Genomic DNA, 24583 nt, shown 5'->3' on the forward strand with positions numbered 1-24583 from the left:
GGGCGCCGGCCTCGCCGAACACCCGCCGAGAGAAACGGTGCAAGATGCTGCGACGCTTCATCGTGGTTGTGGTGCTGATCTGCTGCCTGGCTCTTGCGGCCGGATGCGTCGTCGTGCAGCCGAAGCCCGATGGCACCTGGGGGGTCTCGCTCTTTCCGCCCAGCTCGCAAACGACCGTCACGGGCGGTTCGAGCGTCGGCGCCGGTGGTGGCCCAACGGCCAGCCAGGCCAAGGCAGCGACGGGTCACCCTGCCTATCCCGGAACGGCGCAGAAGTCCGGACCGTGGACTGTGATGGTCGAGGACGCCAACTCCCCCAAGGAGCTTCAAGACGGCTCGAAGCCAGCGTCGGGTAAGCGGTTCATGGTGCTCGACGTCGCGGTTCGCAACTCGGGTACTGGCGCGGCACTCAACGTGCTGCCCAACCAGTTCGCGCTGTGGGACTCGAGGAACAAGGTTGTCGATCCGTACCCGGCGAAGCTGGACATGTACAACGCGTTGTCGGTCAAACCGATCGACGTGGGCATGGGCGGTTTCACCTCGTTCGTTTACGAGATCCCGACGAGCCCTGCGGTCTACACGTTCACGATCACTCCAAAGCAGGGTGCCACAAGCCCGATGAGCTGGTACGTACCGTAGACACGCGCTAGTCTTTGCAGACCAAGCACGTCTCAGGGGGGATCGCGATGACACGCGACGAGGTGCTCGAGCGACTCAAGGCGCAACGCGCCGAGTTCGACGCGCGCGTTCACGCGATTCCTGGGGACTCGCTCGACGAGCCGGTCCCGGGAAGCCTGCACTCTCCCAAGCAGATTGTCGCGCACGTGAACGCCTACGAGCGGCTGATTGTCGATCGGCTCCGCGCGGCCCGGCTGGGCGAGAAGACGGCGTTCGACCGCGACCGCGTTGGCTGGGAGGCGTTCAACGACCGCATCTGGGCCGAGTCCGCCGAGCAGCCCGCCGAGGTTGTCCTGTCCCGCTCGGCCCGCGACTTCCTGGAGCTACTCGAAGAGGTGGCGATTCTCGGCAACGCCGAGCTTTCCGAGACGCGCGGGGTTACCGCCGCGATCGATCCGGCGTGGCTTCAGGGGCGCAGTCTGTCCGAGGTCATCGGCGTCGACGGTTTCGAGCACTACTCGGCGCATTTCGCTCAGCTTGAGGCAGCCGCGCGCGCCTGAGCTGCGGATTCTCGGCGTCGTCTGGGTCGGGGCCACCCTGTGACGGGTTACGCCCTGCGCCCCGCGGGTACTTATGCCCGAGGGGGCGCAGTAATGAATCGCAAGGTTTTGGTAGCGTACGCGAGCCTGTGCGGCTCGACCGCCGAGATAGCCGAGGCGGCCGGGCAAGTCCTGGCGGCCCAAGGTGCTGATGTTCGCGTCTGCGACGTCGCCGATATCACGACCCTCGACGAGTACGATGCGATTCTTTTGGGCACGGCGATTCGCATGGGGCGTCCGGTCAAGCCGATGCGCGACTTCATCCGCAACCACGCCCATGAGGTCGCTTCTCGGCCCAACGCAGTCTTCAGCGTGGGGGCAACCCCTAGGGACCGCACTCCACGCGCGATCTCGGAGGCATCGCACTTCGTCTCGCCGGTCGTCTCGGCGGTCGCTCCTCTGTCGGTGGCGCTGTTCGCCGGCAAGATCGATCCGACGCGGCTCGCGCTGCCGTGGAGGGCGCTCATCGAGCACGCCGAGCCAGGATCGAGGCTATCGGCGGGCGACTGGCGCGACTGGGACGCGATTGACGCGTGGGTCGAGGAGATCGCCCCGCAGTTGCTCGCAGGCGGATGGGGCGCTCGCGGCACGTCGATGCCGAGCTAGCGCGCCGGTCGCGAGGGACTACTGCGAGGCTGTCGTATCCTCAGCGCAGGACAGCGAACCCAAGGAGCCAGCCGTGACCAAGCGCAGCCGTCGAGTCGTCGTTCTCGCCCACTGCATCCTGAACGGCAACGCCAAGTACGGCGGGGGAGCGACATACGCAGGCGCCAACGTCGAAGTGCTCGAGCCGTACCTGCGAGACGGCGTGGGAATCGTGCAGCTGCCGTGTCCGGAGTCGAGCTTTCTCGGCATGAGTCGCTGGGGCATGACGCGCAACCAGTACGACAACGTCGCCTACCGTCGCCACTGCGCTGCGATTCTGCGGCCGACAATCGACACGCTCGAAGAGTTCGCTGCGGCCGGCTATGCCATTGAGGGCGTCGTCGGCATCAAGGGCAGCCCGAGCTGTGGCGTCACCGAGACGCACGAGGGCTACGAAGGCGGCGGGATTGAGGGCACTCCGACGTGCGAGCGGGTCGCGGATCGGGGAGTGATGATGGCCGTGCTCGGCGAACTGCTGGCAGTCCGCGGGATGAAGCTGACCTTCACCGACGTGCGCGATCCCGACTAGGCACGACGGTCGCTGGGCACAATCCAGTGAAGATCGACGCCCAAGCTCGCAAAGGAGCACGTTCATGCACGTCTTCCTCGCCACCGGCAGGGCGAGCAGCGCCTGCCGCGTCCTGATCGCTCGTGACGCCTGTCAGCTTTCCCGGGTGTTGTCGTAGTGACCCCCACGAATCACGACGGACCCCTCGGCCTGCGCGAAATGAAGCGCAACGCCGCCCGAGCTGCCCTTGACTTCGTCGAGCCGGGCACCGTGATCGGAGTCGGATCCGGCACCACCGTCTGGTGCTTCATCGACGTTCTCCGCGAATCAGGCCTGCATATCGGCGGTGCCGTCGTCGCATCCAGCGAGACCGCGCGGCGGCTCGCCGAGATCGGCGTGACAATCCTTGAGCTCGACGACGGTCATCCCACGCTCTATATCGATGGTGCCGACGTGGTCGACATGTCCGGGCGGGCGGTCAAGGGTGGCGGCGCCGCGCACACCCGGGAGAAAGCCGTCGCAACCGCCTCCGAATACTGGGCGTGCATCGTCGATGCGACCAAGGTCGTGAGGGCGCTGAGCGACGAGACGATTCCGCTTGAGGTGCAAGCCGCCATGGCCGATTCGGTCGCCGAGGCGATCTGTGCGATGGGTGGGTCGGCTCGCGCGAGACCCGACGTGGTCACAGACGCCGGAAACCCGGTGCTCGACGCAAGCGGCATCTCGCTGGTCGATCCGCTCGCCACGGAGACCGCGCTCGACGCGATTCCCGGCGTCATCGAATGCGGAGTGTTTGCTCGGCGAACCGCGGACGTAATCTTGGTGGGCCGTGCAGGCGGCGGTGTGGGCCGCATCATCCCGCACCACGAGGACGCCGAGTCATAGCTCGCCGCGTCGAGGGAGCCGCCGCACGAAAGCGCTCACAGGTCGCGGGCTTACGCGCTGCGCTCTAGCCGCAGGCCCAGGTACTCCGTGAGGAACGTCGCGATCAAGACGCCGATCAACGCCGCGCCCCAAGCAAGGGCCGTGATTCTGCCCAGGTCGTCGATGCGCGCTTCAACAGCGCGCATGTTGCGCCCGGCGATCACGACGCGCCCATCCTTTGCGGCAGCGCTCACGGAAGCGATGCGTACGCCGGTCTGAGGCTGCCACGTCACGCGATCGGTTCCCTGCGCGCGTGCGGCGGCCAGCACCCCTGCGGGCGGCTCGGCCACCGAACTCCCGATCGTCGCGCCCGAGGCCAGCACGTTGTCTTGCGGACCGACCACCACCACGAATGGCGCGAGGCTCATCGCGGCGTCGATGGTGGGGGACGTTGCTACGCTCTCGGGTGTGGCTCCGGCATCGAGGAGAGCGGCGCCGTCGGTGGCGAGTTGCTGCTGCGGGTCGTCGAGGCCGTTGCGGTAGCTCTGCTGCACGGCGAGGTAGGTCAGACCCGACACGGCGGTCACCGCGACCGCGATCGGCAGCCAGATGCGGATGATTCGAAACCAGAGCGGCATGGCGGGTGCTCCTCCCGGAGGCGAGTTGCCGAACGCCGGCCCGTCAATCGTACGCCCGGGTGCGCTAGGCTAGTCGCCGAGTCATCACACTGTTGCCCCGTCGTCTACAAGTCAGGAGTTCGCGCCGATGCCCGAATGCTCGTTTCACCCCGGCGTCGAGACCGGCGTTCGCTGCACCGAGTGTGGCCGCTACATCTGCCCCAAGGACATGGTGCCCACCCCCGTCGGGTACAAGTGCCCGGTGTGCGCCAAGCCCGCTCGCAGCCAGTACCAGGTCGTCAAGCCGGCGCAACTGCTGCGAGCCACGATCGTGGGCGGGCTCGTGGGCATCTTCGGCGGCGTCGTGCTGGCGTTCGTGCCGATTCTCGGCATCTTCTCGGGATTCATCTGGGGCATCGCCACTGCCGAGGCAACTCGCCGAGCGAGCGGCGGTCACCGGGAGTGGGCCGTGGGCATCGTCGCCATCGCGGCAATCGTGCTGGGCGGTCTTGCCGGCATGGTGCTGACCGGCCGCCTCAACCCGCTCGCCATTATCATCGCGATCGTCGTGGCGTTGGTGGACCTGGCGCTGCTCGAGTTCCGCTAGCAGCAGCTGCTGCCTCGCGCCGAGTTCTCGGCCCCGCCGCCGCAGCATCCGCTGGTGGGCGTCGCTTCGTCTCCACCGCAACAGCTCGCTGCGCCGGCCCCTGCAGCGTCGCCCGCGGGCGCGCCCGAGCAGCCGCACGTCGGCTCCGTGCCGGTCAGCCAGCCGTGGATGATCGCCGAGGCGCACCCGACTCCCGGCTTGAGCGTGATAGCGCCCGAGGCGCAGTTAAGCGCACACGCGCCGCATTCCATACAAGCGCCCAGGTCGACGATCGCGGCGCGCTTGTCGGCCATCGCGAAGACGCCGTGTGGACAGACGATAGTGCAGGCCTGACAGCCGGTGCACTTCTCGGCATCGAGCTTGAGGGTGACGACGTCTTCGATGTAGCGAATGCCCTGCATGACCGGCTCCTATCGGATTCGTGCGATCATTGTTGTCCAAGCGGCAGTCCAGCAAACCAACGCGACGACGATGCCCGCCACCTCCAAGGGTATCGCGCGGCGCAACTCGGCCTCCACTCCGCTGGGCGAAGTGTAGGGAGTCGAGCCGGTGAAGTTCACGCCCAGGTAGCTCGCCGCCGAGGAGACCGCGAGGAGAACGGCGGCCCATCCCAGCACGTTCTGTCCGCCGAGCATGCCGGGCAGTGTCACTAACGCGAGCAGTGCCAGAACCGCGCCGGCGACGGCGCCTTTCACCGTGAACGCGCGACCCGGCAGCCACGGGAGCAACGCCGGGACCATCACCGCGCCAGCGAACACCGCGAGCACGAATACCATCAGCGACGGGAACAGCCCCATGAGCGCTGCGAGCGGGGCGAACGCGCGCATCGCGATCGACGCTCCCAGCACCGCGAGCACCAGCAGAGCTGGAATTGCGTACAGCGCATAGTGCAGCGACGGCATGATCTCCATCGGCGCAAGCGCCATGCGCTCGCGCAACGTGAACGTCACTGCGCGCATGTCAGGTGTGGTCTTGTTCCCAGCATCAAGAAACGCCTTTAGATCCGCCGAGCGAACCGGTCCCCAGACGACGCGGTAGCCCGTGAGCTGTCGCACCTTGTGCGCAGCCACGCCCACGGCGCCGAGTTGCGGCAGGATGAGCGTCTCGTGGTCGACGTAGTCCGCCAGATGCGTGGCGAAGATGCGTCGCACCAGCTCGTCGGTGCCGAACGTCTTCTTGCCTGCCGCGCACCACACGTTGATGCCGTACGTCTCGAGCACGAGCAGCCAGGCGTCGACGCCATCGAGGTCGCGTCGCACGAGATCGACCGTCATCCGGTAGTTGCAGGTCACGATCACCGACGACGACGATGTGGGTATTCCGACGCGGTACAGCCCCGGGGCGACGGCCGAGTTCTCGCGACCCACACCCCAGCGAAGCGACCAACGCTTGAGCGTGTCGCGCCAGGTGAGCTGCGATGAGAGTTGAGGTACTTCTTCCATGGGGTCCCTCCGGGCGCCGGCGGCGAGCGGATACTTCGATATTCATCGAACTACGCACGCTCACAGTATTTCGATAGTCATCGAACCTGTCAATCCCTGCGTACGGCGCGGCCAATCGCTGTTCTGCCCGTCTGGGCGTTCATGGTCAAATGCCTGCCAGTGGGTGACAATTACCTACGCGCAGGGGCTGTGCGTCAAGACCACAAGGAGGGGCCACATGCTCAAGGAGTTCAAGGAGTTTGCGTTCAAGGGCGACGTTGTCGACTTGGCCATCGGCATCGTGATCGGCGCCGCGTTTACGGCCATCATCAAGTCGTTTGTCGACAACCTGATCAACCCGATTGTCGGCGCGCTCATGGGTGGCAAGAACGCCCTCGATGGCCTTGCGCTGTCGATGGGGCCGATCAAGCTGACCTATGGGGCGTTTCTGAGCGCCGTGCTCAACTTCCTGATCGTCGCGTTCGTGCTGTTCCTGGTGGTTAAGGCGGTCAACCGCTTTCGCAAGGCCGAGGAGGCCACCGACCGTGACTGCCCGTACTGCTTGACCTCGATACCGAAGGCCGCCACCCGCTGTCCGAGCTGCACCTCCGAGGTGGCCGCCGAGAAGTAATCGACCACTTGCGGCCGTGCTCAGACAAACGTAGATTCGGTGAAGATGCCGCCCTCCTCCGGGGGGCGGCGTAGTGTTCGCTCTGGGGAGATGCGTACAACGAGCTGAGGAGTCACGTCATGGTGGTCGAAACCCGCCGGATTCTGCTGGTCGAGGACGAGAAGTCGATTAGAAGCGCCGTCGCTGCGTACCTCGAGCGCGAGGGTTACTGGGTCACGCCCGCCGAGGACGGCCAGATCGCCCTCGACGAGTTCACGAAGCACAAGTTCGACGTCGTCGTGCTCGACCTTATGCTCCCGAAGGTCTCCGGCGAGCAGGTCTGCCGAGAGATCCGCAACGTCTCCGACGTCCCGATCATCATGCTCACCGCCAAGGGTGAGGAAGAGGACCGCATTGCCGGCCTGGAGCTGGGCGCCGACGACTACCTCGTCAAGCCGTTCTCGCCGCGCGAACTCGTCGCGCGCGTCCGGGCGCTGTTGCGCCGGGCGCACGTGGACTCCGAGCCGCAGCGCGACCGCCTCGTGTTCGGCGACCTGGAGATCGACGTGACGGGGCACAAGGCGTTCCTTCACGGCAGCGAACTCGAGCTGACTGCGAGCGAGTTCAAGCTGCTCACCACGCTCGCTCGCTATCCCGGCCGCGTGTACTCGCGCATGGAGCTGGTCGAGAAGGTTCTCGGCTACGACTTCGAGGGCTACGAGCGCACGATCGACTCTCACGTCAAGAACCTGCGCGCGAAGCTCGAGGACGATCCGCGCGAGCCTACCTTCATCTACACGGTGCACGGAGTGGGCTACCGCTTCGAGGCCCCCAAGACGGACGCGGATGCCTAAGAGCACCACACCCGACGTCCTAGAAGACGATCAGCAAGAGCAGCCCGTATCCGCCGAGCAGCCCTCGGCCAAGAACGGCAACGGCAGTAAGCGCCCGCAGGCGTTCCGGCGCCGGCTGGCGCTCGCGTTCGCGCTGGTGGCGGCGTTCACCGCGCTGCTGGCGGGCGCACTGCTCTCGGCGGCATGGACGTACCAGTTCAACGCCTACATCCACGACAATCTCAAGGATGCGGCTCAGGGAATCGCCACGATCGTCGAGCAGAGCTACAGCCAGTACGGCTTCTCGTACGGGACTCTGGAGCAGATCCCCATCATCGGCATGACCAGCAGCGTGGGCGTGCAGATCCTCGATACCAAGAGCCAGATCGTCTACGACGAGGCCAGCATGCGAGCTCACATGCAGGCCGCGATGCTCAACCAAACCACTCCGCTGGCTCCCTCGGTGCCCAAGCCGGTGGTCGTGCTCCAGCCGACCGGTGACGTCGTGACGGCGCCAATCGTCGTCAATGCCAAGCAGGTGGGGACGGTTCGCGTATGGGCCTACGGAACCAACGCGCTGCTCAGCGAACGCGACTTGCAGTTCCGAAGGGGCTCGTTCGAAGGTCTCGCAATCGCGGCGCTCGTGGCCGTCGCCTTCGCTGGCGTGGCTGGAATCTGGTACGCGGGCAGGCTTGTGCGCCCCATCGTCCGCATCACCGACACGGCCCAAGCACTCCAGAATGGCGAAACCGATGCCCGTACCGGACTTCATACGAGCGACGAGATCGGTTACCTCGGCCAGACGTTCGACGCGATGGCCGACTCGATCGAGGCCGATCGCGAGATGGAGCGGCGCCTGACCGCCGATGTTGCACACGAGCTGCGCACGCCGCTGCAGGCCATCCAGGCAACCGTCGAAGCGATGCAAGACGGCGTGCTCCCGGCCGACGAAGAGCGTCTTGGCATCGTGCGCGAGGAGACGCGACGCCTGTCGCGCCTGACCAACGGCATCCTCGAGCTCACGCGCCTCGAGCGCGGCGCGACCGCGTTCGACATGCGCCGCATCGATGTGTCGGGCCCGGTGCACATGGCGGTCGACTCGCTCGCGCCACTGATCGAGACGTGCGCGCTCACGCTGACCAGCGACATCGACGAACACATCTTCATCAAGGGCGACCGCGACCGTTTGCAGCAGGCGGTGGGCAATCTGCTCTCGAACGCCGCCCGCTACACGCCAGCCGACGGCAGCGTGCACGTGGCACTGCGCCGCGAGGGGGATGACGCTCTCATCGAGGTCGCCGACACCGGCGTAGGTATCGCCGATGAGGACATGAAGCGCGTCTTCTCACGCTTCTGGCGCGCCGACACTGCACGGGCGGCTGCGACTGGCGGCTCGGGTATTGGGCTCGCCGTCACCAAGGAGATCGTCGAGCGCCACGGCGGCACGATCAGTGTCGCGCACCGCGAGGACGTCGACGGCACCGTGTTCTCGATCCGGCTGCCCCTCGCCTAGCCGTCGGCCGTTGCGCTGATGCGCCAAGCTGCCTACTTGCTCAGGATCTGCACGGCCTTCGCAGAGCCTTGCACCGGGTACGACTCGGCCACGGCGCCCTCGAACCAGACCCGCACGCGCGTGCCTTTGGCGATGTGCGCGATCGAGTCAAGCGTCGCGACCTTGCCGCTGGAGTCGAAGAACATGGTCGCTGGCGGGATGTTGACCTGCGCTTTGTCCGAGATTGCGCCGGCGATCGGGGTGCCGGTGCTCTCCACCAGCATCGATGCGGGGCGACCGTCACCCGAGACAACGCTCGCGACCGAGCCCGTGATTCCCGCCGGCTCGCTTGGCGGTTGCGGTGCCGAGAAGCACGCCGAGAGGAGCAGCACGCTGGCGAGGACTGCCGCTGCGAGCGGCCCGAGCAGCGGATTGCGGCATCTGGGAGCGCGGGTCACGGGGCCTCCTCCCGAGATTGGCGTTCTGCACACAGCATAGCGCGCGGCGCCACAGGTTCTTCATGCGATTCGGGTATCGTTGACAGGGCGAACGGCAACGAGAGGGACGCGCATGATCTTCGGAATCCCGGTCTCACCGACCTGGCTGCTTGTGCTCGGTCTCCTGCTATTGGTACTGCTCGTGTTCCAGATACTCGTGGGCATGCGCAAGATCAAGTTCGGGCGCAAGACCTTCGTCTACCACAAGTGGGTCGCCTTCACGATCTTGGGCATCGCGGTGGTTCACGGGCTCCTCGCCATGCTGTTCGTGTACGGCTGGAGCGTGCTCTAGGGCCGAGGCGCCCTCGCCCCTCGCGCGCCCTTCGCCTACAATGACCCCGTACCCGCGCCGAAGCCCCCGCCGCACTCTCATTACACTCCGGGCTGGCAGTGCCACCGCGATTCCCCGGAGGAGCATCCACAGTGCAGCCGCTTTTGCCGAAGCCCACTTCGCAGGGCAAGGTTCGCGACCTCTACGACCTCGGCGACAAGCTCTTGCTGGTGGCCTCCGACCGCCTCTCGGCGTTCGACGTCGTGCTTCCCGAGCCAATCCCCTTCAAGGGCGAGGTACTCACCAAGCTTTCGCTGTTCTGGTTCGAGTTGTTGGCCGACGTCGTCCCCAACCACCTGCTGTCCGCCGATGTCGCCGACCTACCGGCGGAGTTCGCAGGTATGCGCGACTACCTTGCCGGCCGCTTCATGCTGGTCAAGAAGGCGACTGTGTTCCCGGTCGAGGTGCATCGTTCGCGGCTACCTCGCAGGGTCCGGCCTCAAGGAGTATCAGCGCCAGGGCACCGTGTGCGGCATCCCGCTGCCCGCCGGCCTGGTTGAGAGCAGCAAGCTGCCCGAGCCCATCTTCACGCCGTCGACCAAGGCCGAGATCGGCCTGCACGACGAGAACATCAGCTTCGAGCGCGCCTCGGAGCTGATCGGCGCCGAGGCGGCCACCACGCTGCGCGACAAGTCGCTCGCGGTCTACTCGGCGGCGCGCGACCATGCGCTGTCTCGCGGCATCATCATCGCGGACACGAAGTTCGAGTTCGGCCGCGTCAATGGCGAGATCACGCTGGTCGACGAGGTGCTCACACCCGATTCGAGCCGCTTCTGGCCCGCGGACACGTACGTGGCCGGCGCCAGCCAGCCGAGCTTCGACAAGCAGCCGGTCCGCGACTGGCTCGAAGCGAGCGGTTGGGATAAGACTCCGCCGCCTCCCGCACTCCCCGTCGACGTGGTTGCGGCCACCTCGGCACGCTATATCCAGGCATACGAACTCATCACGGGCCGCACGTTTGAGCCCGAAGGAAAGGGCGTCTAGTAGTGTCGCGTCGCAGTGCAAGCAACGAGCGGTATCAGAAGTACACGGGTCCCAAGGGCCAGACGCGCAAGTCGGCGGCTGCGGCCAAGCCGTCTCGCAAAGAGGGCAGCTCCACCCCGGTCAAGAAGAACAAGAGCAAGACCAAGGTCTCGGCCGACAAGGCACCGGGTGGCAAGTTCTACGAGCCTGACACTCCCGAGTACAAGTTCTGGCGCCGCATGTGGTGGGTGTGTCTGGGCGGCGGCTTGCTCTTGGTCGCCGTGTCGTTCTACTTGCAGACGTACCTGAAGACGTACCCATGGGCGCGTACTGCCGGCATCGTCACCATCGCCGCGTCGTACGCAGCGATCATTGGGGCGTTCTTCATCGACTACCGCAAACTGCGTTTGATGCGGACGGGCAAGTACATCTCGAGCACGCCTGCCAAGTCCGCTGCCGCCAATCCCGCCGACAAGCCCAAGACCCCCGACGCCGGTGACTCCGGAGACGACGAGTAGCCAGCCCACCTCAAGCCGAGAGGACCTCTACGCCATGGCACGTTACGAGATCTACGTAACCTACAAGCAGGGCATCTTCGACCCGCCGGGCGCCACCGCCGAGCGCGCGCTGTCCAACCTGGGCTACGAGGGCGTCAACTCCGTCAAGATCGGCAAGTTCATCCGGCTGGATGCCGACGCAGACCTCGCGAGCGTCACGGATATGTGCGGCAAGCTGTTGGCCAACCCGGTCATCGAGGACTTCCGCATCGAGACGGTGGAGGAGTAGCTCATGCGCTTCGGCGTCGTCATCTTCCCAGGCTCCAACTGCGAGCAGGACGTTATCCGAGCCACCCAGTACCTCGGCTTTGACAGCGAGTACATCTGGCACGGGGACACCGACATCTCGGGCTTCGACGCGATCGTGCTGCCTGGCGGCTTCTCCTACGGCGACTACATTCGCACCGGCGCAGTGGCGCGCTTCAGCCCTGTCATGGCCGAGGTCATCCGATTCGCCGAGGCGGGCGGACCGGTGCTCGGCATCTGCAACGGCTTCCAGATTCTCACTGAGGCCCACCTGCTGCCCGGCGCCATGCTGCGCAACCGCGGCCTGAAGTTCATCTGCAAGCAGGTCAACCTGCGCGTGGAGGACAACGTCTGCGAGTGGCTCGACGAGGCCGCCGGCACCGTTCTCCAGTTCCCGATCAACCACAACGAGGGCAACTACTACTGCGACGCGCAGACCCTCGATCGTCTCAAGGCGAACGGTCAGGTCGTCCTTCGCTACGTCGAGGCTGATGGATCGACCGCTCCCGGCGGCAGCGCCCCGAACGGCTCGCTCGACGACATCGCTGGCATCTGCAACGAGCGCGGCAACGTCTTCGGCCTTATGCCGCACCCGGAGCGGATGGTCGACCCAATCAACGGCGGAACCGACGGGCAGCCGTTCTTTACGACGATCGTTCGCAGGCTCGCCGAGGTGGCTGGCTAGTGCCGGGAGGTACCCCGCAACTTCATGGCCTCGAGTGGTTCACCGGCGGGCCGGTCGGTTGGTACATCCTCGGGATGTACGTACTCGCAGTCGGGCTTGCGCTGTTCGTGCTCGTGGACTCTTTGCGTGCGGTCAGGCGCGAGCATCTGGCCGAGCTTCCCGAGCCTGCGTGGATCTACCCCGTGTTCGGTGGCGGCTTCCTGGTCTTCGTCTTTAGCGTCCTGCTGCCGTTTGTGCCCGTTGCGTTCTCGGCGGTTTCGGCGCTACTAACGCCGTTCTGGCTCGCCATCGCGGTGGCCTACCTGCTGCGAGTGGTCTTCCCGAAGCCAGCGCAGTTGGACGAAGCCTCCGAGGTCGCGGCAGATGACGAGCCGTCCGACGATGCTTCTTAACAGTTTCTTCACACCTGTGGGCGGATTCTTCACGCCTTCGCAACTCGCTTCGGCGCATACTCCATCGCATTGTTCTCGCGGCTGCCCAAGGCGCGCTCGTTACCCAAGACGAAGTCGCGCACACGCAAGATAGCCAAAGGCGACAGCACTCGAGGTCGCCTCGCTCGGCAGGAATCGCACGGAATCCGTGGAATCGAAGCCTCACGCCCTAGCCCCCTTAGGGCCTTCGAACTGGGACGAGGATTGATGGAATCACCCGAAGAGACGATGGCCGGCCCTTCTGACTTGTGCGGTGTTGCACCAGATGCGGTGTATGGCCTGCTGCAGTCGTCGAGAAAGGGCCTCAGCGCCGAGGAAGCCAGCAAGCGGCTTGAGACCTACGGCGAGAACGTACTGACGGCCAAGAGGCCCATCCCTATGTGGCGCCGGTTCTCCGCGCACCTGCTCAACATGTTCGCGATCCTGCTCTGGGTCGCTGCGGCTCTGTCGTTCGCGTCCGACCAAGCTGCGCTCGGTTGGGCCGTCATCCTCGTCATCCTGCTCAACGCAGTCTTTGCCTTCGTGCAGGAGTACCGCGCCGAGAAGGCCATCGAAGCACTCAAGAACATGTTGCCGCCCAAGGCGAAGGTAATTCGCGGCGGACAGATGCAAGAGATCGATGCGCGCGTTCTTGTCCCGGGCGACGTGTTGGTCGTCGAGGAGGGCGACTTGATCTCGGCGGATGCGCGACTGGTCTACTCGGCGGATCTGCGCGTCGACAACTCGGCGTTGACCGGCGAGGTCGATCCGGTGGTTCGCCGAGCAGACGTGCTGATCGCCGATCCGCCTTCGATCACCGACGTGGAGAGCTACATCTTCACCGGCAGCACTGCAGTGCTCGGGCAGGGCCGCGCAGTTGTATACGCAACGGGCATGACCACAGAGTTCGGCAAGATCGCCGGGCTGACTCAGAGCGTCGCCGAGCGTCTTTCGCCTTTGCAGCGCAACATCGCGAGGCTCAGCCAGCTGATCTCGCTCATCGCCGTCATCCTCGGCATATTCTTCTTCGTCATCGGCAAGATGATCGTGGGGATGACGTGGCTCGCCGCCGCGGTCTTCGCTATCGGCATCATCGTGGCCAACGTTCCGGAGGGGCTGCTACCGACACTGACCATGGCGCTATCGGTTGCCGCGCAGCGTATGGCCAAGCGCAACGTTCTGGTCAAGAAGCTCTCCAGCGTTGAGACGCTCGGCTCGACAACCGTCATCTGTACTGACAAGACGGGCACGCTGACCGCCAACCAGATGACGGTGCGCGAGGTGTGGCTGCCTGGCACCACCGTCGAGGTCGACGGCGTCGGCTACGCGCCCGAGGGCTCCTTCACGACCGACGGCGCGGCGGTGACCGGTGAGTCCAAGCAGCGCCTCGATGACTGCCTCGCTGCGGCGGTGCTCTGCAACAACGCGCGCCTGCGAGCCCCAGAGGAAGAGGGCGGGCTGTGGACCATCCTCGGCGATCCTACAGAGGCCGCAATGCTCGTCGCCGCCGCCAAGGCAGGCTTCGACATCGAGGAGCTCGAGGAGACGCATCCTCGGAGATTCGAGCACCCCTTTGACTCGACCCGCAAGCGCATGACGGTCGTCTGCGACGTTGGTAACAAACTGGTCGCGTATGTGAAGGGTGCCCCCAAGGAGACCATCGGCTTGTGCACGCAAGTGCGCGACGCCAGCGGCATACGCCCCATTACAGGCGCCGACGTCGCAGCCGCGCTCGAGGCCAACGACCGCCTGGCGAGCCAAGCGCTGCGAGTCATCGCGGTTGCCGAGCGCCCGGTCCAAAGCGGCGAAGATGGTGCCGAGATGTCCGTAATGGAGCAGGGCCTGACTCTGCTCGGCCTCGAAGCGATGCAGGACCCGCCACGACCCGAGGTGACCGCCGCTGTCGCCGAGTGCCACACAGCCGGTATCCGCGTCATCATGATCACCGGCGACTACGGCCTGACCGCCGAGGCGATCGCTCGCAAGATCGGCATCATCACCTCGCCGGACGCCCGCATCGTCACCGGGGCCGACCTCGAGACCATGGACGACGACGCACTCAAGCAGGCCCTGAGCGGGCAGGTCTGCTTCGCTCGCGTGGTCCCCGAGCACAAGATGCGTATCGCTCAGACGCTGCAGTCCATGAACGAGGTCGTCGCGATGACCGGCGACGGCGTCAACGACGCCCCCGCACTCAAAGCGGCCGACATCGGCATCGCGATGGGCAAGGCCGGCACCGACGTTGCCCGCGAAGCTGCCGACATGATCCTGACGGACGACAACTTCGCGAGCATCGTCAACGCGGTCGAGGAAGGCCGCGCCATCTTCGACAACATTCGGCGTTTCCTCACTTACTTCCAGACCTCGAACGTCGCCGAGATGGTGCCGTTCCTTGCGATGGTCTTCCTGCGCATCCCGCTGCCGCTCACGCTGCTGCAGATCCTCACGATCGACCTGGCAACCGACCAGGTGCCGGCGCTCGCGCTCGGCCTCGAGAACCCCGAGCCCGGCGTGATGGAGCGCCCGCCCAAGCGCCCCGGCGAGCCTATCCTCACGTGGGGAATGGTGATCAAGGCGTACCTGTTCTTGGGTCCGCTCGCCGCTGCCGTAGGAATGTTCGGGTTCTTCTACGCCTACATGCTCTACGGCTGGCACTTCGGTGACTGGGCCGGCATGGCAGCCCTTGGGCAGATGCCGATCGGCGCGAGCCCCGCGACAGGCATCTACATGTTCGCGACTACGATGGCCCTGACTGGCATCGTCATGGCGCAGGTGGGCAACGGTTTTGCCATGCGAACGCACCGGCAGTCCATCTTCAAGGTGGGATTCTTCACCAACAAGATGTTGTTGTGGGGTATCGTCGCGGAACTCGTCTTCCAGGCGATCATTGTGTACGTGCCGCCCGTCCAGGCGATATTCAGCACTGCGGCGATGAGCGGAATGCAGTGGCTCGTTCTTGCCGCGTTCGCCCCGTTGCTGCTGGTAGCTGACGAGATCCGCAAGTACTTCCTGCGCATGAGCGCGAAGAAGCCCGACGCCAAGGTCGAGAAGGCGCCCGAGCCGGCGTCAGACCTGATCTGAAAGCGAGGTGAGGCGAGAATGCAGAACCGGTTGCACGTAGTCATCGGAGGGTATGGCCGAGTCGGTCGCTACCTCGCGAAGATGCTCGAGTTCGAGGGGCACACGGTTTCGGTCATCGACCAGGACCCGCTCGTGTTCGACTGTGACGAGTCCGAGGAGATCATGGGCCAGAAGTTCATCGGCCCGGTCTTCGACCGCGACGTGCTCGAAGACGCCGGCATCAGGGACGCCGACTGCTTCGCCGCCGTGACCTCGGGTGACAACAGCAACATCGTGGCGGCACGTACGGCCAAGGAGTTCTACCGCGTGCCCCGCGTCATCGCGCGCATCTACGACCCGCGCCGCGCCGAGATCTACCGCGGCCTCGGCATCTCGACCATCGCCTCGGTGTCTTGGACGAGCACCCGCCTGCTCGACATGGTCACGCACCCCGACCTGCACAGCGAGTACCAGTACGGCGACGCCGACGTCGAGATGATGGAGGTCGAACTGCCCGCCTCCCTCATCGGCAAGGCCATCTCCGACCTGTCAGTTCCGGGCGAGATCGCCGTTGGAGCGATTCTGAGAGGTGGCCGAGGCGTCCTCCCGGTCACCGGCACCACCTTTGAGAAGGACGACGTCCTCTACATCAACGTGCTGCGCGAGAGCGCCGATAAGCTCGAGCGCCTGCTCGGGTTCAAGGAGTAGGTGAAGACGATGAACATCGTTATCGTCGGAGCGGGCAAGTCGGGCGTCTACCTCGCAGAGAAGCTGCGCGCCCACCACTCGCTGACGCTCATCGAGCCGCGCCCCGACCGCGCTGAGTACGTCGCGGCCCGGATGCCGGACGTCCGTGTCGTGCGCGGCGATGGCTGCGAGCCGAGCGTGCTGGATCGCGCCAACGTGGGCCACGCCGACCTTGTCGCTGCTCTCACGGGCGACGACGAGGACAACCTCGTGGTCTCGTTCCTCGCCAAGACAACGCTGAAGGTCCCGCTCGTCTTCGCGCGAACCAACCACCCCAAGAACGAGTGGCTCTTCACCAAGCAGTGGGGTGTGGACGTGGCCATCTCAACGGCCAACGTCATCTACAACCTCATCGAGAAGGAGGTCAGCCTCGGCGACGTCATCACGCTGATGGGCCTGTCGGCGGAGAACATGGTCATCGACGAGCTCACGCTGACCGCCGATGCCAAGGCCGTGGGCAAGACGCTCGCCGAACTCAATCTCCCCAAGGCCGCCCACATCATGGCGATCATCTCGGGCGGCGAGATCGTCGTGCCGAGAGGCGACACGCTGCTGGGCGCTGGCGACGAGGTGCTGATCCTGTCCGCAATCGGCGAAGAGACACGACTGCGCGCGACGTTCGGAGTCCACCAGTAGGGGCGACGCCGAGTAGTCCGGAGACGCCTATCGCATCGAACTGAGTCGGTACGTCGTCTCAGCGAGCGAGGCCGCTGCGAACTGCTCGTCTTCGGCGTACGCCGTCTCGCCCTTTGAGAAGATGTATCCGGCCTTGTGACGGCTTTGCTGCTTCAGGGTGAAGTCGAGATGCGCCTTGGCCCAGCCGTAGGACTTCGGGTCGATCTTGGCGCCGAAGACCTCGATGTCGAACTCGGCAGCGTTGAACCGGCGCACGGCGCTGCGGTCGATGCTCGTCGGGTAGTAGATGTTGGGCGTGGGTGTGTGGTTCTTCCCTCGGCGATAGATCGTACCGCCGGGCGGCCGGAACTGCGGCACGGGAAACATCCGATTGTTGAGCGACCACCACACGAGCCCCAGGTTGTTCATCACTTCGCCGGGCACCTTCTTGCCCGCCCGAGCCGAGACGAGCGACACCTTCGCGATCATCTCCGAGACTGAGAACATGTAGTCGGGGTTGATGCGGCTGTGGTTGGTCACGGTCCCGTCTGAATTCAGATTGCTGCCTTTGATGCGGGGGTCCGTCCCCACCTGTGCCGGAGTTGCCAGAGCCATGAGCGCGTACCAGCGCCCCTGCCGGTCCCAATCCAGCGAGTGGGGATTGCTCGAGAACTCGCGGGCTGCGAACAAGAGCAGCGAGGCGTTCCAGCCGTCCTCCTCCGATTTGGAGTCGCCTGGAGTGAGCACGGTGCCAGACGCATCCATGTAGTAGGGCGGATCGATCGTGAGCAGGTGGTCGGCCTCGGCGGCGACGTCACTGGCTACCAGACTACGTGTGACTGGCGGGAGGTTGTTCCAGACCATTCGTGCGCCGAAGCCCATGTACGTGGTCCACAGCGCCGACTGCCAGCCGCTTCCCCAATGGTCACGGCCGTAGGACACGGCGAGGTCGTTGATCCAGGCAACCGTGCGGTGCGCGGCCACGCTCCCGCTAACCGTGACGGTCTTGGTGCGGTAGTACCCCTTGTTCAGGGCGATGGCGGTCGCGTAGGCGGCCATCGCCTCGGCGCGGATGCTCGTGAGTCTCGAAGGCAGAATCTCGACGCTAACCGTGCTTTGAAGGGATCCGTCAGGCCCGTACACAGGGGCAGCGGTCGTCTCGTAGGCGGGGTAGATGGCCTTGAACCAGCTCGTGTGCAGGTAGCGCAGCTCGTTGTTGGTGGCGCTCAGCGCGCGAGAGCGCAGGTCAAGCCTCTGCGCCGACCGGCTCATCGCCTTGGCGCTCGCCGACGCGGGCACGCCCGAGACCACGACAGCGATGGCGATCGCGAGTACGCCGAGCCGAGCACAACGTCGTATCCCGAAGCTCATCGGCGCACCCCTTCCTCGATTAGGCGAATCCTGCGTGTCCACAGACTATACTTCAGGTTGACCAATGCGCCCGATGGTTTTGCCTGTTGTTACGGCCGCGCCGGGACGTGACGTGGGTTTGGCGACAGGCCGGACGAGAATGTTCTTCGTTGTGAGAGGTTGAGGCACTTGTTGGGTAGGAGCGACCTTCGGGTTCGCGCGGCACTCGCCTTGGTGGCGGCTCTAATGGGAGCCGTCGGCTTCCTGTCTCTTCCGCACGCCGCTCGAGCGGATGTTGCAGCGGATGCGCAGCTCCGGTCTGCCGAGAGCGCTGCAGCCAACCGTGTCCGTGCGACGGAACTTCAGCTTCCGTACTGGGCGTTCACCTACTACACGCGTGACAACGCTTGGATCACCCTCGGGCCCGACGGATGGACGAGTGGCTACCTGCCTGGCGAGCTTTGGCGTCTCTACGCGCTGAGGGGTGACGGATGGTTCAGGACTCACGCCAACACTCGGCTGGCGCCTATCGCCCGCCACGATCCGGCGTGGACCGAGCTCGACATCGGCATCCGCTACTTCTACAGCTGCGCGTCGGACTACGACCTCACCGGCGATGCGGCCGCGAGGAGCCAAGCGCTCGTGGCAGCCAACTCCATGGCCATCGGCTTCAATCCCGCAGCTGGCGTCGTGAGCCCCGCCAGCGCCACGAACACGGCCACCGTCATCATCGACGATCTGATGAACGTGCAGCTGTTGTGGTGGGCAGCCGACCACGGCGGTTCGCCGGTCCTGCGCTCCGTGGCCAACGCACACACGCTTACGACCGCGCGGGACTTCGTTCGCGCGGACGGCAGCACGTACCAGTTCGTCTCCTACGAGACATCAACCGGCGCGGTGGTCGACCGAGGGACGAGGCAAGGTTGCTCGGACGACTCGACGTGGTCTCGCGGCCAGGCCTGGGCCATCCACGGCTTCGCGAACGGCTACCGCGAGACGCACAACCCGGTGCTTCTAGCAGCGGCTCGCAAAGTGGCCGACTGGTATCTCGCGCACCTTCCTGATGACATGGTGCCGTACTGGGACTTCGAAGCGCCTGACATTCCCAACGCCCCCCGAGACAGCTCGGCTGCTGCGGTGGCAGCTTCGGGGCTGATCGACCTGTCGATGCTCGATCCGGACGTCGCCAACCGCACCCGCTACGAGGCTGCGGCGCGAGCAACGCTGCAGTCTCTGTCATCGCCGAACTACCTCTCGACCGGGCCGAACCCAGCGGTGCTCCTGCATGGAACGATGAGCTACAGCGCTGGCTCCTACGACGTCGGCCAGTCCTTCGGCGACTACTTCTACCTGGAGGCACTCCAGCGTCTCCGTCGACTCACACCGGCCCAGAAGCCCTGGCGCATCGTTCGCACGGTGGCGAGCTCGGGATCGCCGTCTCGCGCTATCGACCGCTCGGAGTCGACGTCGTGGACGTCGAAGGGCAAGCAGTGGATCGACGTAAAACTCGAGCGCCGAACGACGGTGAGCGCCGTCGGCGTGGGAGTGCGGTGGGGAGCGAGTCGCTCGGCAACCCTGAAGGTGCAGGTCTCTTATGACCGCAAGCACTGGCGTACCGTGCGGGTCGCGCGAAGCGGCGGCGATTGGGCCGGGGTCGAGACGTACCGCTTCACCCCATCCAGGACCCGATGGGTGCGCCTCGCGGTCTCGGGCACGTCGCACAACTCCGCCAACGGAATCACGATGCTGCGAGTCTACTGATGCCCGCGCTGCCCGCGCCAGGTGCTGTCTTTGCGTGCTAGGCTCGATGCTATGAACTGGCGACGACTGACAACGGCGGGTGGAGGGTACCCTTTCGCGATTGTGGCGGTGGGCCTGGCGACGCTCCTGTTCTTGCCATTCCGCGATCTGCTTCAGACCACCGTCTTCATGCTGCTGTACGTTCCGGTCATCATCTCCATCGCTCGCCTTGTCGGCGTTCGCGCCTCGACGGCAGCAGCCGTGCTCGCGTTCCTAGCGCTCGACCTGCTCTTCATCCCGCCCTACTACCACGTCACGGTCGCATCGCTGTCCGAGTGGCTCGGCCTAGTCGTCTTCCTTCTGATTGCACTTATCGCCGGCCAACAGACCGGTCAGCTCCGCGCTCGTGAGCGCGCCGCAGTCCGCCGCCAGGACGAACTCGCATTGCTCAATCGGCTCGCCTTCCGCGTCGCCTCCGAGAAGAGCGTCTCGGCGATAGCCGAGTTCATCGTCGGCCAGGTCACCCAGGTGCTCGGCGCCCGGCGCGCGGCCCTCTACGTCGGCGGCCCGGGCACGGGGACTCCGCGGTGCCTCGCGCAGGCTGGCCTGCTGCGACCGTCGAGCGGAGAGGCGGCGCTGGTTGGCTGGGTGCTGCGCACGAGCAAGGCGGTCGGCCTGCCCGCAACCGAAGGCGTGCCCTACGATCAGCGGCTCGTCTCAGTAGGCGCCTCCGATGCCATTCCTGGAGTCGAGACCGCGGGGGCGTTCCTGCCGCTGCAGACGGCCAACAGTCTCGAAGGCGTCCTGTTCGCCGACCCAGCGCAGCCCGCAGGGTTCTCGGCAGACGACGCGCGACTGCTCGCGGCGGTCGCCAACCTCGCTGCGACTTCGCTCGAGCGCCAGCGCCTCGCGGGCGACGCGGCTCACGCGGAGGCACTGCGCGAGGCCGACCGACTCAAGTCCACGCTGGTCAGCTCCGTCTCGCACGAGCTCAAGACGCCCCTCGCGGCGGCCACGGCCCGCGTGACCGGACTGGTGGAGGAAGGGGAGGGCTGCGATGCAGCGCGCGTTCACGAGGAGCTCACCGCCGTCGCCGAGGACCTCGTGCGGCTCAACGACTCCATCGGCGACCTGCTCGATCTTTCGCGCCTCGAATCCGACGCCTGGCAGCCGCATTTCGACCTGTACGACGTGCGCGACGTCCTGGGCACGGTGCTCTCGCGGCTCTCGGCGAGTCAGCGCGAGCGCGTCCGGTTCGATCTGCCCGAGAACCTGCCCGATATCCGCGCCGACTTCGCTCAGCTGGCCCGCGCGCTCTCGAACCTCGTGGAAAACGCGCTGGTCTACTCGCCGGCCGACGCGCCCGTGCGCGTGTCAGCTCGCCGAGCAGGCGGTGGGATCGAGCTGTCGGTCACCGACGCGGGCCCTGGAGTCACCGACGCCGAGAAGGCGCACATATTCGAGAAGTTCTACCGCGGCCATGCGTCGGCAAGTGCGCCGGCGGGCACGGGGCTGGGCCTTGCGATTACGCGCGAGATAGTGCGAACCCATGATGGAACACTGAGAGTAGAAGACGCGCAGCCCCGTGGCTCGCGTTTCGTGCTGACGATCCCATCGAGTCCCAAGGAGCCAGCGTGACACCCGAAGGTGCCCCCGAGCGAGCCCAGCGAGTGTTGGTCGTCGACGACGAGGAGCAGATTCGCCGAGCGCTGAAGTCGGTTCTGCAGGCCCGCCACTATGAGGTCGACCTCGCCGAGACCGCCGAGCAAGGCCTCGAGATGACCGCAAGCCGAACGCCCGACATCATCGTGCTCGACCTCACGCTGCCTGGAATGAGCGGCCTTGAGGCCTGCAAACGGCTGCGCGAGTGGTACGAGGGCCCAATCCTCATCCTGTCGGTGCGCAACGCCGACGACGACAAGATCGCCGCACTCGACTCGGGCGCAGACGACTACCTCACCAAGCCGTTCTCCACTGGCGAGCTCCTCGCGCGCATCCGCGCTCTGCTACGTCGCACGCACTCAGTCGACACTGCCGTCGCGGAGTTTCGCTCCGGCGACCTGTGCGTCGACTATCCCAAGAGAACGGTGACGGTGAAGGGCGAGCTCGTGCACCTGACCCGCACCGAGTTCGATATCCTCGCCATGCTCTCGCGCAACGCTGGTCGAGTCGTGACCTCGCGGATGCTGCTCGACTCGGTGTGGGGGCCCGAGTATGTAGGCGACACCCAGACGTTACGCGTCCACGTGTCGCATTTACGTCGCAAGATCGAGTCGCCGGGCGATGTCTCGCACTACATTCTGACCGAGCCGGGCGTCGGATTCCGATTCGTGGAGCCCGAAGCGGGCTAGATTCGTCCTCCGTTTCGGGCTATCGGCGAATCTTTTCGCAATCTTCACGCGGGCCTTCGAGCCCTTTACGCGTCCTGAACAGTCCGCTCGCCATACTTGGAGGGCGGGCTTTTGTGCGTCCGTGCATCTTGAGTACCGACCGGATGGAGTCGCGTCATGATCGTTTGGGCCTCGGCGTTGGTGTTCGTTGCAGCGCTGATCGCAATGTGGGCATGGGTGGGTCAAACGCGTCGTCACGGTCACGCTCGCAAGCGCGCGCGTTGAGTTCAAAGAAGGGGTGTAGCTGATGGAGTTCTTGATTGATGTGCTCGTTGTCTTAGGTGTCGTCGTCGCGGTGGGCATCACCGTCGTCTACGTGTACCTCGCGGACAGGATGGTGTCCGGACGATGAGTGCACAAGACATCATCGTCGGCATCATTTCGGTCGGCGTTCTGCTCTATCTACTTTGGGCGCTCATCAACCCGGAACGCCTGTAGGAGGCAGCCGAGATGCCACTCATAGACCTCATACAGATGACGCTCTACGTCGTCTTGATCGTTGCGGCTGCCAAGCCGATGGGCACTTTCCTATTTAAGGTATTCACGGGTGAGAAGACGCTACTTCACCCTGTGCTCGCACCTGTTGAGCACGGGATCTATCGGATGGTGGGTGTCGACCCCGAGGGTGAGATGACGTGGGTCGCCTACGCGATCTCGGTGCTGATGTTCTCGGGCGTGGGACTGCTCTTTCTCTACGCGCTACTGCGCCTGCAGGGCGTACTGCCGCTGAACCCCGCCGGCGTTCCGAGCATGCCGAGCCTGCTCGCCCTGAACACTGCCGTGTCGTTCATGACGAACACGAACTGGCAGGCCTACGCGGGGGAAACCGGCGTGAGTTACCTCACGCAGATGGTGGGACTGACGTGGCACAACTTCGTCTCGGCAGGGGCCGGCATCGCGGTTGCCGTCGCGTTCGTGCGCGGTCTGACGCGCATGGGACGCAAGGAGATCGGCAACTTCTGGGTCGACCTGACGCGCGCGTGCCTCTACGTGCTGCTGCCCATCTCGCTGATTCTCAGCTTGGGGCTGATGTCCCAAGGTGTCATCGACAACTTCAGTCGCCCGACCCAGGTAAAGACCGTGGAAGGCGCGATGCAGACAATCGCGCAGGGCCCCGTCGCATCGCAGGAGGCTATCAAGGAGCTGGGCACGAACGGCGGCGGCTTCTTCAACGCCAACTCGGCGCATCCCTTCGAGAACCCTACGCCGATCACGAACTTCCTCGAGATTCTCGCGATCCTAGTCATCCCGGCGGGACTCGCGTACATGGTGGGCAAGTTTGCGGGGGACACCCGCCAAGGCTGGGTGCTGCTGGCCGCGATGACGCTGATCTTCATCGTTGGTCTCTCGGTGGTCTATGGCTTCGAGCGCGCGGGCAATCCTAACCTCGCTCGCGTCGGGGCCAACCAAGCGCAAACCGCCGGCAGCTCGGGCGGAAACATGGAAGGCAAGGAGGTGCGGTTCGGAATCGCGCAGACGTCGCTGTTCGTCAACGCGACGACCGCGGCTTCGTGCGGTGCCGTCAACGCCGCGCAGGACAGCCTCACGCCGCTCGCCGGAGGAATGGCGATGCTCAACATCGCTCTTGGCGAGATTGTGTTCGGAGGCGTGGGCTCGGGCCTGTACGGCATGTTGATCTTCGCGATTATCGCGGTGTTTATCGCCGGCCTGATGGTCGGGCGAACGCCGGAGTATCTCGGCAAGAAGATCGGGCCGACAGAGATGAAGCTCGCGATGCTCTCGGTGCTCGCGCTGGAAGCGGGCATCCTCATCATCGCCGGCATCGCAGTGGTCTACCCGCCGGCTGCCTCGGCCGTGGCCAACACCGGACCGCACGGACTTTCCGAGATCCTGTACGCCGCCACCTCAGCGGTCGGCAACAATGGCTCCGCATTCGCCGGCCTCAACGCTACCGGTCCGTTCTACACGATCGCGCTGAGCATCGGCATGTTCGTTGGTCGTTTCTTCTTCATCGTCCCTGTGCTTGGCATTGCCGGCGCCATGGCGCAGAAGAAGGTCGCGCCACCGTCCTCTGGCACGTTCCCGACAACCGGTGGGCTCTTCGTCGGCCTGCTCGTCGGCGTGATCATCATTGTCGGGGCGCTCACGTTCTTCCCCGTCTACGCGCTCGGTCCGATTCTCGAGCACCTGCTCATGACCGCCGGCCGGCTCTTCTAAG

At 65.2% G+C, this 24583-nt stretch carries 27 protein-coding genes and 1 pseudogene; 23 read left to right on the plus strand and 5 right to left on the minus strand.

What is annotated here, in order from left to right; genetic code table 11:
• The first annotated feature begins 44 nt into the window (after window positions 1–44).
• The 5 genes from P4L93_10010 (at window position 45) to rpiA (ending at window position 3254) form a co-directional block, all read left to right on the plus strand.
• Window positions 45–638 carry a DUF4352 domain-containing protein gene (locus tag P4L93_10010; protein ID MDR3687277.1) on the plus strand — a complete coding sequence of 198 codons (594 nt, stop codon included), beginning with the start codon at window positions 45–47 and terminating at the stop codon, window positions 636–638.
• Window positions 639–685: 47 nt separating this feature from the next.
• A complete protein-coding gene (locus tag P4L93_10015; GenBank protein ID MDR3687278.1) occupies window positions 686–1177 on the plus strand; it encodes a ClbS/DfsB family four-helix bundle protein in 492 nt (163 codons plus the stop codon).
• Window positions 1178–1270: 93 nt separating this feature from the next.
• Window positions 1271–1822, plus strand: coding sequence for a flavodoxin domain-containing protein (locus tag P4L93_10020; GenBank protein ID MDR3687279.1), 552 nt, complete (start codon window positions 1271–1273; stop codon window positions 1820–1822).
• A gap of 73 nt (window positions 1823–1895) precedes the next feature.
• Window positions 1896–2390 carry a 2-thiouracil desulfurase family protein gene (locus P4L93_10025; protein MDR3687280.1) on the plus strand — a complete coding sequence of 165 codons (495 nt, stop codon included), beginning with the start codon at window positions 1896–1898 and terminating at the stop codon, window positions 2388–2390.
• Window positions 2391–2546: 156 nt separating this feature from the next.
• Window positions 2547–3254, plus strand: a complete 708-nt coding sequence (gene rpiA, locus P4L93_10030; GenBank protein ID MDR3687281.1) for a ribose-5-phosphate isomerase RpiA — start codon at window positions 2547–2549, stop codon at window positions 3252–3254.
• A gap of 50 nt (window positions 3255–3304) precedes the next feature.
• Here the strand turns inward: rpiA and P4L93_10035 are convergent, their stop codons facing one another.
• Window positions 3305–3871 (minus strand): hypothetical protein, encoded by a 567-nt coding sequence (locus P4L93_10035; GenBank protein ID MDR3687282.1) that lies wholly within the window; start codon window positions 3869–3871, stop codon window positions 3305–3307.
• 127 nt (window positions 3872–3998) lie between these two features.
• Here P4L93_10035 and P4L93_10040 point away from each other — a divergent pair, with 127 nt between their 5' ends.
• Complete coding sequence (locus P4L93_10040; protein MDR3687283.1) at window positions 3999–4457, plus strand: hypothetical protein; 459 nt, start codon at window positions 3999–4001, stop codon at window positions 4455–4457.
• Here the strand turns inward: P4L93_10040 and hgcB are convergent.
• Together hgcB and hgcA are read right to left on the minus strand one after the other, a co-directional pair.
• The gene (hgcB, locus tag P4L93_10045) at window positions 4454–4858 is read right to left on the minus strand and encodes a mercury methylation ferredoxin HgcB (protein ID MDR3687284.1); all 405 of its coding nucleotides are present in this window, start codon (window positions 4856–4858) and stop codon (window positions 4454–4456) included. The genes P4L93_10040 and hgcB overlap by 4 nt on opposite strands.
• 9 nt (window positions 4859–4867) lie before the next feature.
• Window positions 4868–5899 carry a mercury methylation corrinoid protein HgcA gene (gene hgcA / locus P4L93_10050; protein ID MDR3687285.1) on the minus strand — a complete coding sequence of 344 codons (1032 nt, stop codon included), beginning with the start codon at window positions 5897–5899 and terminating at the stop codon, window positions 4868–4870.
• A gap of 217 nt (window positions 5900–6116) precedes the next feature.
• Between hgcA and mscL the strand changes: the two genes are divergently transcribed.
• The 3 genes from mscL (at window position 6117) to P4L93_10065 (ending at window position 8834) form a co-directional block, all read left to right on the plus strand.
• On the plus strand, window positions 6117–6509 hold the full coding sequence (gene mscL / locus P4L93_10055) for a large conductance mechanosensitive channel protein MscL (GenBank protein MDR3687286.1): 393 nt from the start codon (window positions 6117–6119) through the stop codon (window positions 6507–6509).
• 119 nt (window positions 6510–6628) lie between these two features.
• Complete coding sequence (locus P4L93_10060; GenBank protein ID MDR3687287.1) at window positions 6629–7342, plus strand: response regulator transcription factor; 714 nt, start codon at window positions 6629–6631, stop codon at window positions 7340–7342.
• Window positions 7335–8834: a HAMP domain-containing sensor histidine kinase gene (locus tag P4L93_10065; GenBank protein MDR3687288.1), complete on the plus strand. Its 1500-nt coding sequence runs from the start codon at window positions 7335–7337 to the stop codon at window positions 8832–8834. Before P4L93_10060 ends, P4L93_10065 begins: the two co-directional genes overlap by 8 nt.
• Before the next feature lie 32 nt (window positions 8835–8866).
• On the opposite strand, the gene P4L93_10070 is transcribed toward P4L93_10065, so the two are convergent.
• Window positions 8867–9271, minus strand: coding sequence for a DUF3221 domain-containing protein (locus tag P4L93_10070; protein ID MDR3687289.1), 405 nt, complete (start codon window positions 9269–9271; stop codon window positions 8867–8869).
• A 112-nt stretch (window positions 9272–9383) separates the two neighbouring features.
• Here P4L93_10070 and P4L93_10075 point away from each other — a divergent pair, with 112 nt between their 5' ends.
• The 9 genes and pseudogenes from P4L93_10075 (at window position 9384) to P4L93_10115 (ending at window position 16945) form a co-directional block, all read left to right on the plus strand.
• Window positions 9384–9602 carry a hypothetical protein gene (locus tag P4L93_10075; GenBank protein ID MDR3687290.1) on the plus strand — a complete coding sequence of 73 codons (219 nt, stop codon included), beginning with the start codon at window positions 9384–9386 and terminating at the stop codon, window positions 9600–9602.
• 131 nt (window positions 9603–9733) lie between these two features.
• Window positions 9734–10625, plus strand: a pseudogene (locus P4L93_10080) (phosphoribosylaminoimidazolesuccinocarboxamide synthase).
• A gap of 2 nt (window positions 10626–10627) precedes the next feature.
• Window positions 10628–11122 carry a hypothetical protein gene (locus tag P4L93_10085; GenBank protein ID MDR3687291.1) on the plus strand — a complete coding sequence of 165 codons (495 nt, stop codon included), beginning with the start codon at window positions 10628–10630 and terminating at the stop codon, window positions 11120–11122.
• Between the two features lie 34 nt (window positions 11123–11156).
• Window positions 11157–11390, plus strand: a complete 234-nt coding sequence (purS, locus tag P4L93_10090) for a phosphoribosylformylglycinamidine synthase subunit PurS (protein ID MDR3687292.1) — start codon at window positions 11157–11159, stop codon at window positions 11388–11390.
• Window positions 11391–11393: 3 nt separating this feature from the next.
• Window positions 11394–12092 (plus strand): phosphoribosylformylglycinamidine synthase subunit PurQ, encoded by a 699-nt coding sequence (gene purQ / locus P4L93_10095; protein MDR3687293.1) that lies wholly within the window; start codon window positions 11394–11396, stop codon window positions 12090–12092.
• Window positions 12092–12484, plus strand: a complete 393-nt coding sequence (locus P4L93_10100) for a hypothetical protein (protein MDR3687294.1) — start codon at window positions 12092–12094, stop codon at window positions 12482–12484. Before purQ ends, P4L93_10100 begins: the two co-directional genes overlap by 1 nt.
• 246 nt (window positions 12485–12730) lie before the next feature.
• Entirely contained in the window at window positions 12731–15583 is a 2853-nt protein-coding gene (locus P4L93_10105) for a cation-transporting P-type ATPase (protein MDR3687295.1), read from the plus strand.
• Window positions 15584–15601: 18 nt separating this feature from the next.
• A complete protein-coding gene (locus tag P4L93_10110; GenBank protein ID MDR3687296.1) occupies window positions 15602–16270 on the plus strand; it encodes a TrkA family potassium uptake protein in 669 nt (222 codons plus the stop codon).
• 9 nt (window positions 16271–16279) lie between these two features.
• Entirely contained in the window at window positions 16280–16945 is a 666-nt protein-coding gene (locus P4L93_10115; GenBank protein ID MDR3687297.1) for an NAD-binding protein, read from the plus strand.
• A gap of 27 nt (window positions 16946–16972) precedes the next feature.
• On the opposite strand, the gene P4L93_10120 is transcribed toward P4L93_10115, so the two are convergent.
• Entirely contained in the window at window positions 16973–18295 is a 1323-nt protein-coding gene (locus P4L93_10120) for a hypothetical protein (GenBank protein MDR3687298.1), read from the minus strand.
• Window positions 18296–18520: 225 nt separating this feature from the next.
• Between P4L93_10120 and P4L93_10125 the strand changes: the two genes are divergently transcribed.
• From P4L93_10125 to kdpA, 5 genes are all read left to right on the plus strand, one after another.
• Window positions 18521–20035, plus strand: a complete 1515-nt coding sequence (locus P4L93_10125; protein ID MDR3687299.1) for a discoidin domain-containing protein — start codon at window positions 18521–18523, stop codon at window positions 20033–20035.
• Between the two features lie 51 nt (window positions 20036–20086).
• Window positions 20087–21652: a DUF4118 domain-containing protein gene (locus tag P4L93_10130; protein MDR3687300.1), complete on the plus strand. Its 1566-nt coding sequence runs from the start codon at window positions 20087–20089 to the stop codon at window positions 21650–21652.
• Window positions 21649–22365: a response regulator transcription factor gene (locus P4L93_10135; protein MDR3687301.1), complete on the plus strand. Its 717-nt coding sequence runs from the start codon at window positions 21649–21651 to the stop codon at window positions 22363–22365. Before P4L93_10130 ends, P4L93_10135 begins: the two co-directional genes overlap by 4 nt.
• A gap of 387 nt (window positions 22366–22752) precedes the next feature.
• A complete protein-coding gene (locus P4L93_10140; protein MDR3687302.1) occupies window positions 22753–22842 on the plus strand; it encodes a potassium-transporting ATPase subunit F in 90 nt (29 codons plus the stop codon).
• Between the two features lie 12 nt (window positions 22843–22854).
• The gene (kdpA, locus tag P4L93_10145; protein ID MDR3687303.1) at window positions 22855–24582 is read left to right on the plus strand and encodes a potassium-transporting ATPase subunit KdpA; all 1728 of its coding nucleotides are present in this window, start codon (window positions 22855–22857) and stop codon (window positions 24580–24582) included.
• Window position 24583: the final 1 nt, after the last annotated feature.

This window comes from Coriobacteriia bacterium, from assembly GCA_031292615.1.
GTDB lineage: Bacteria > Actinomycetota > Coriobacteriia > Anaerosomatales > JAAXUF01 > JARLGT01.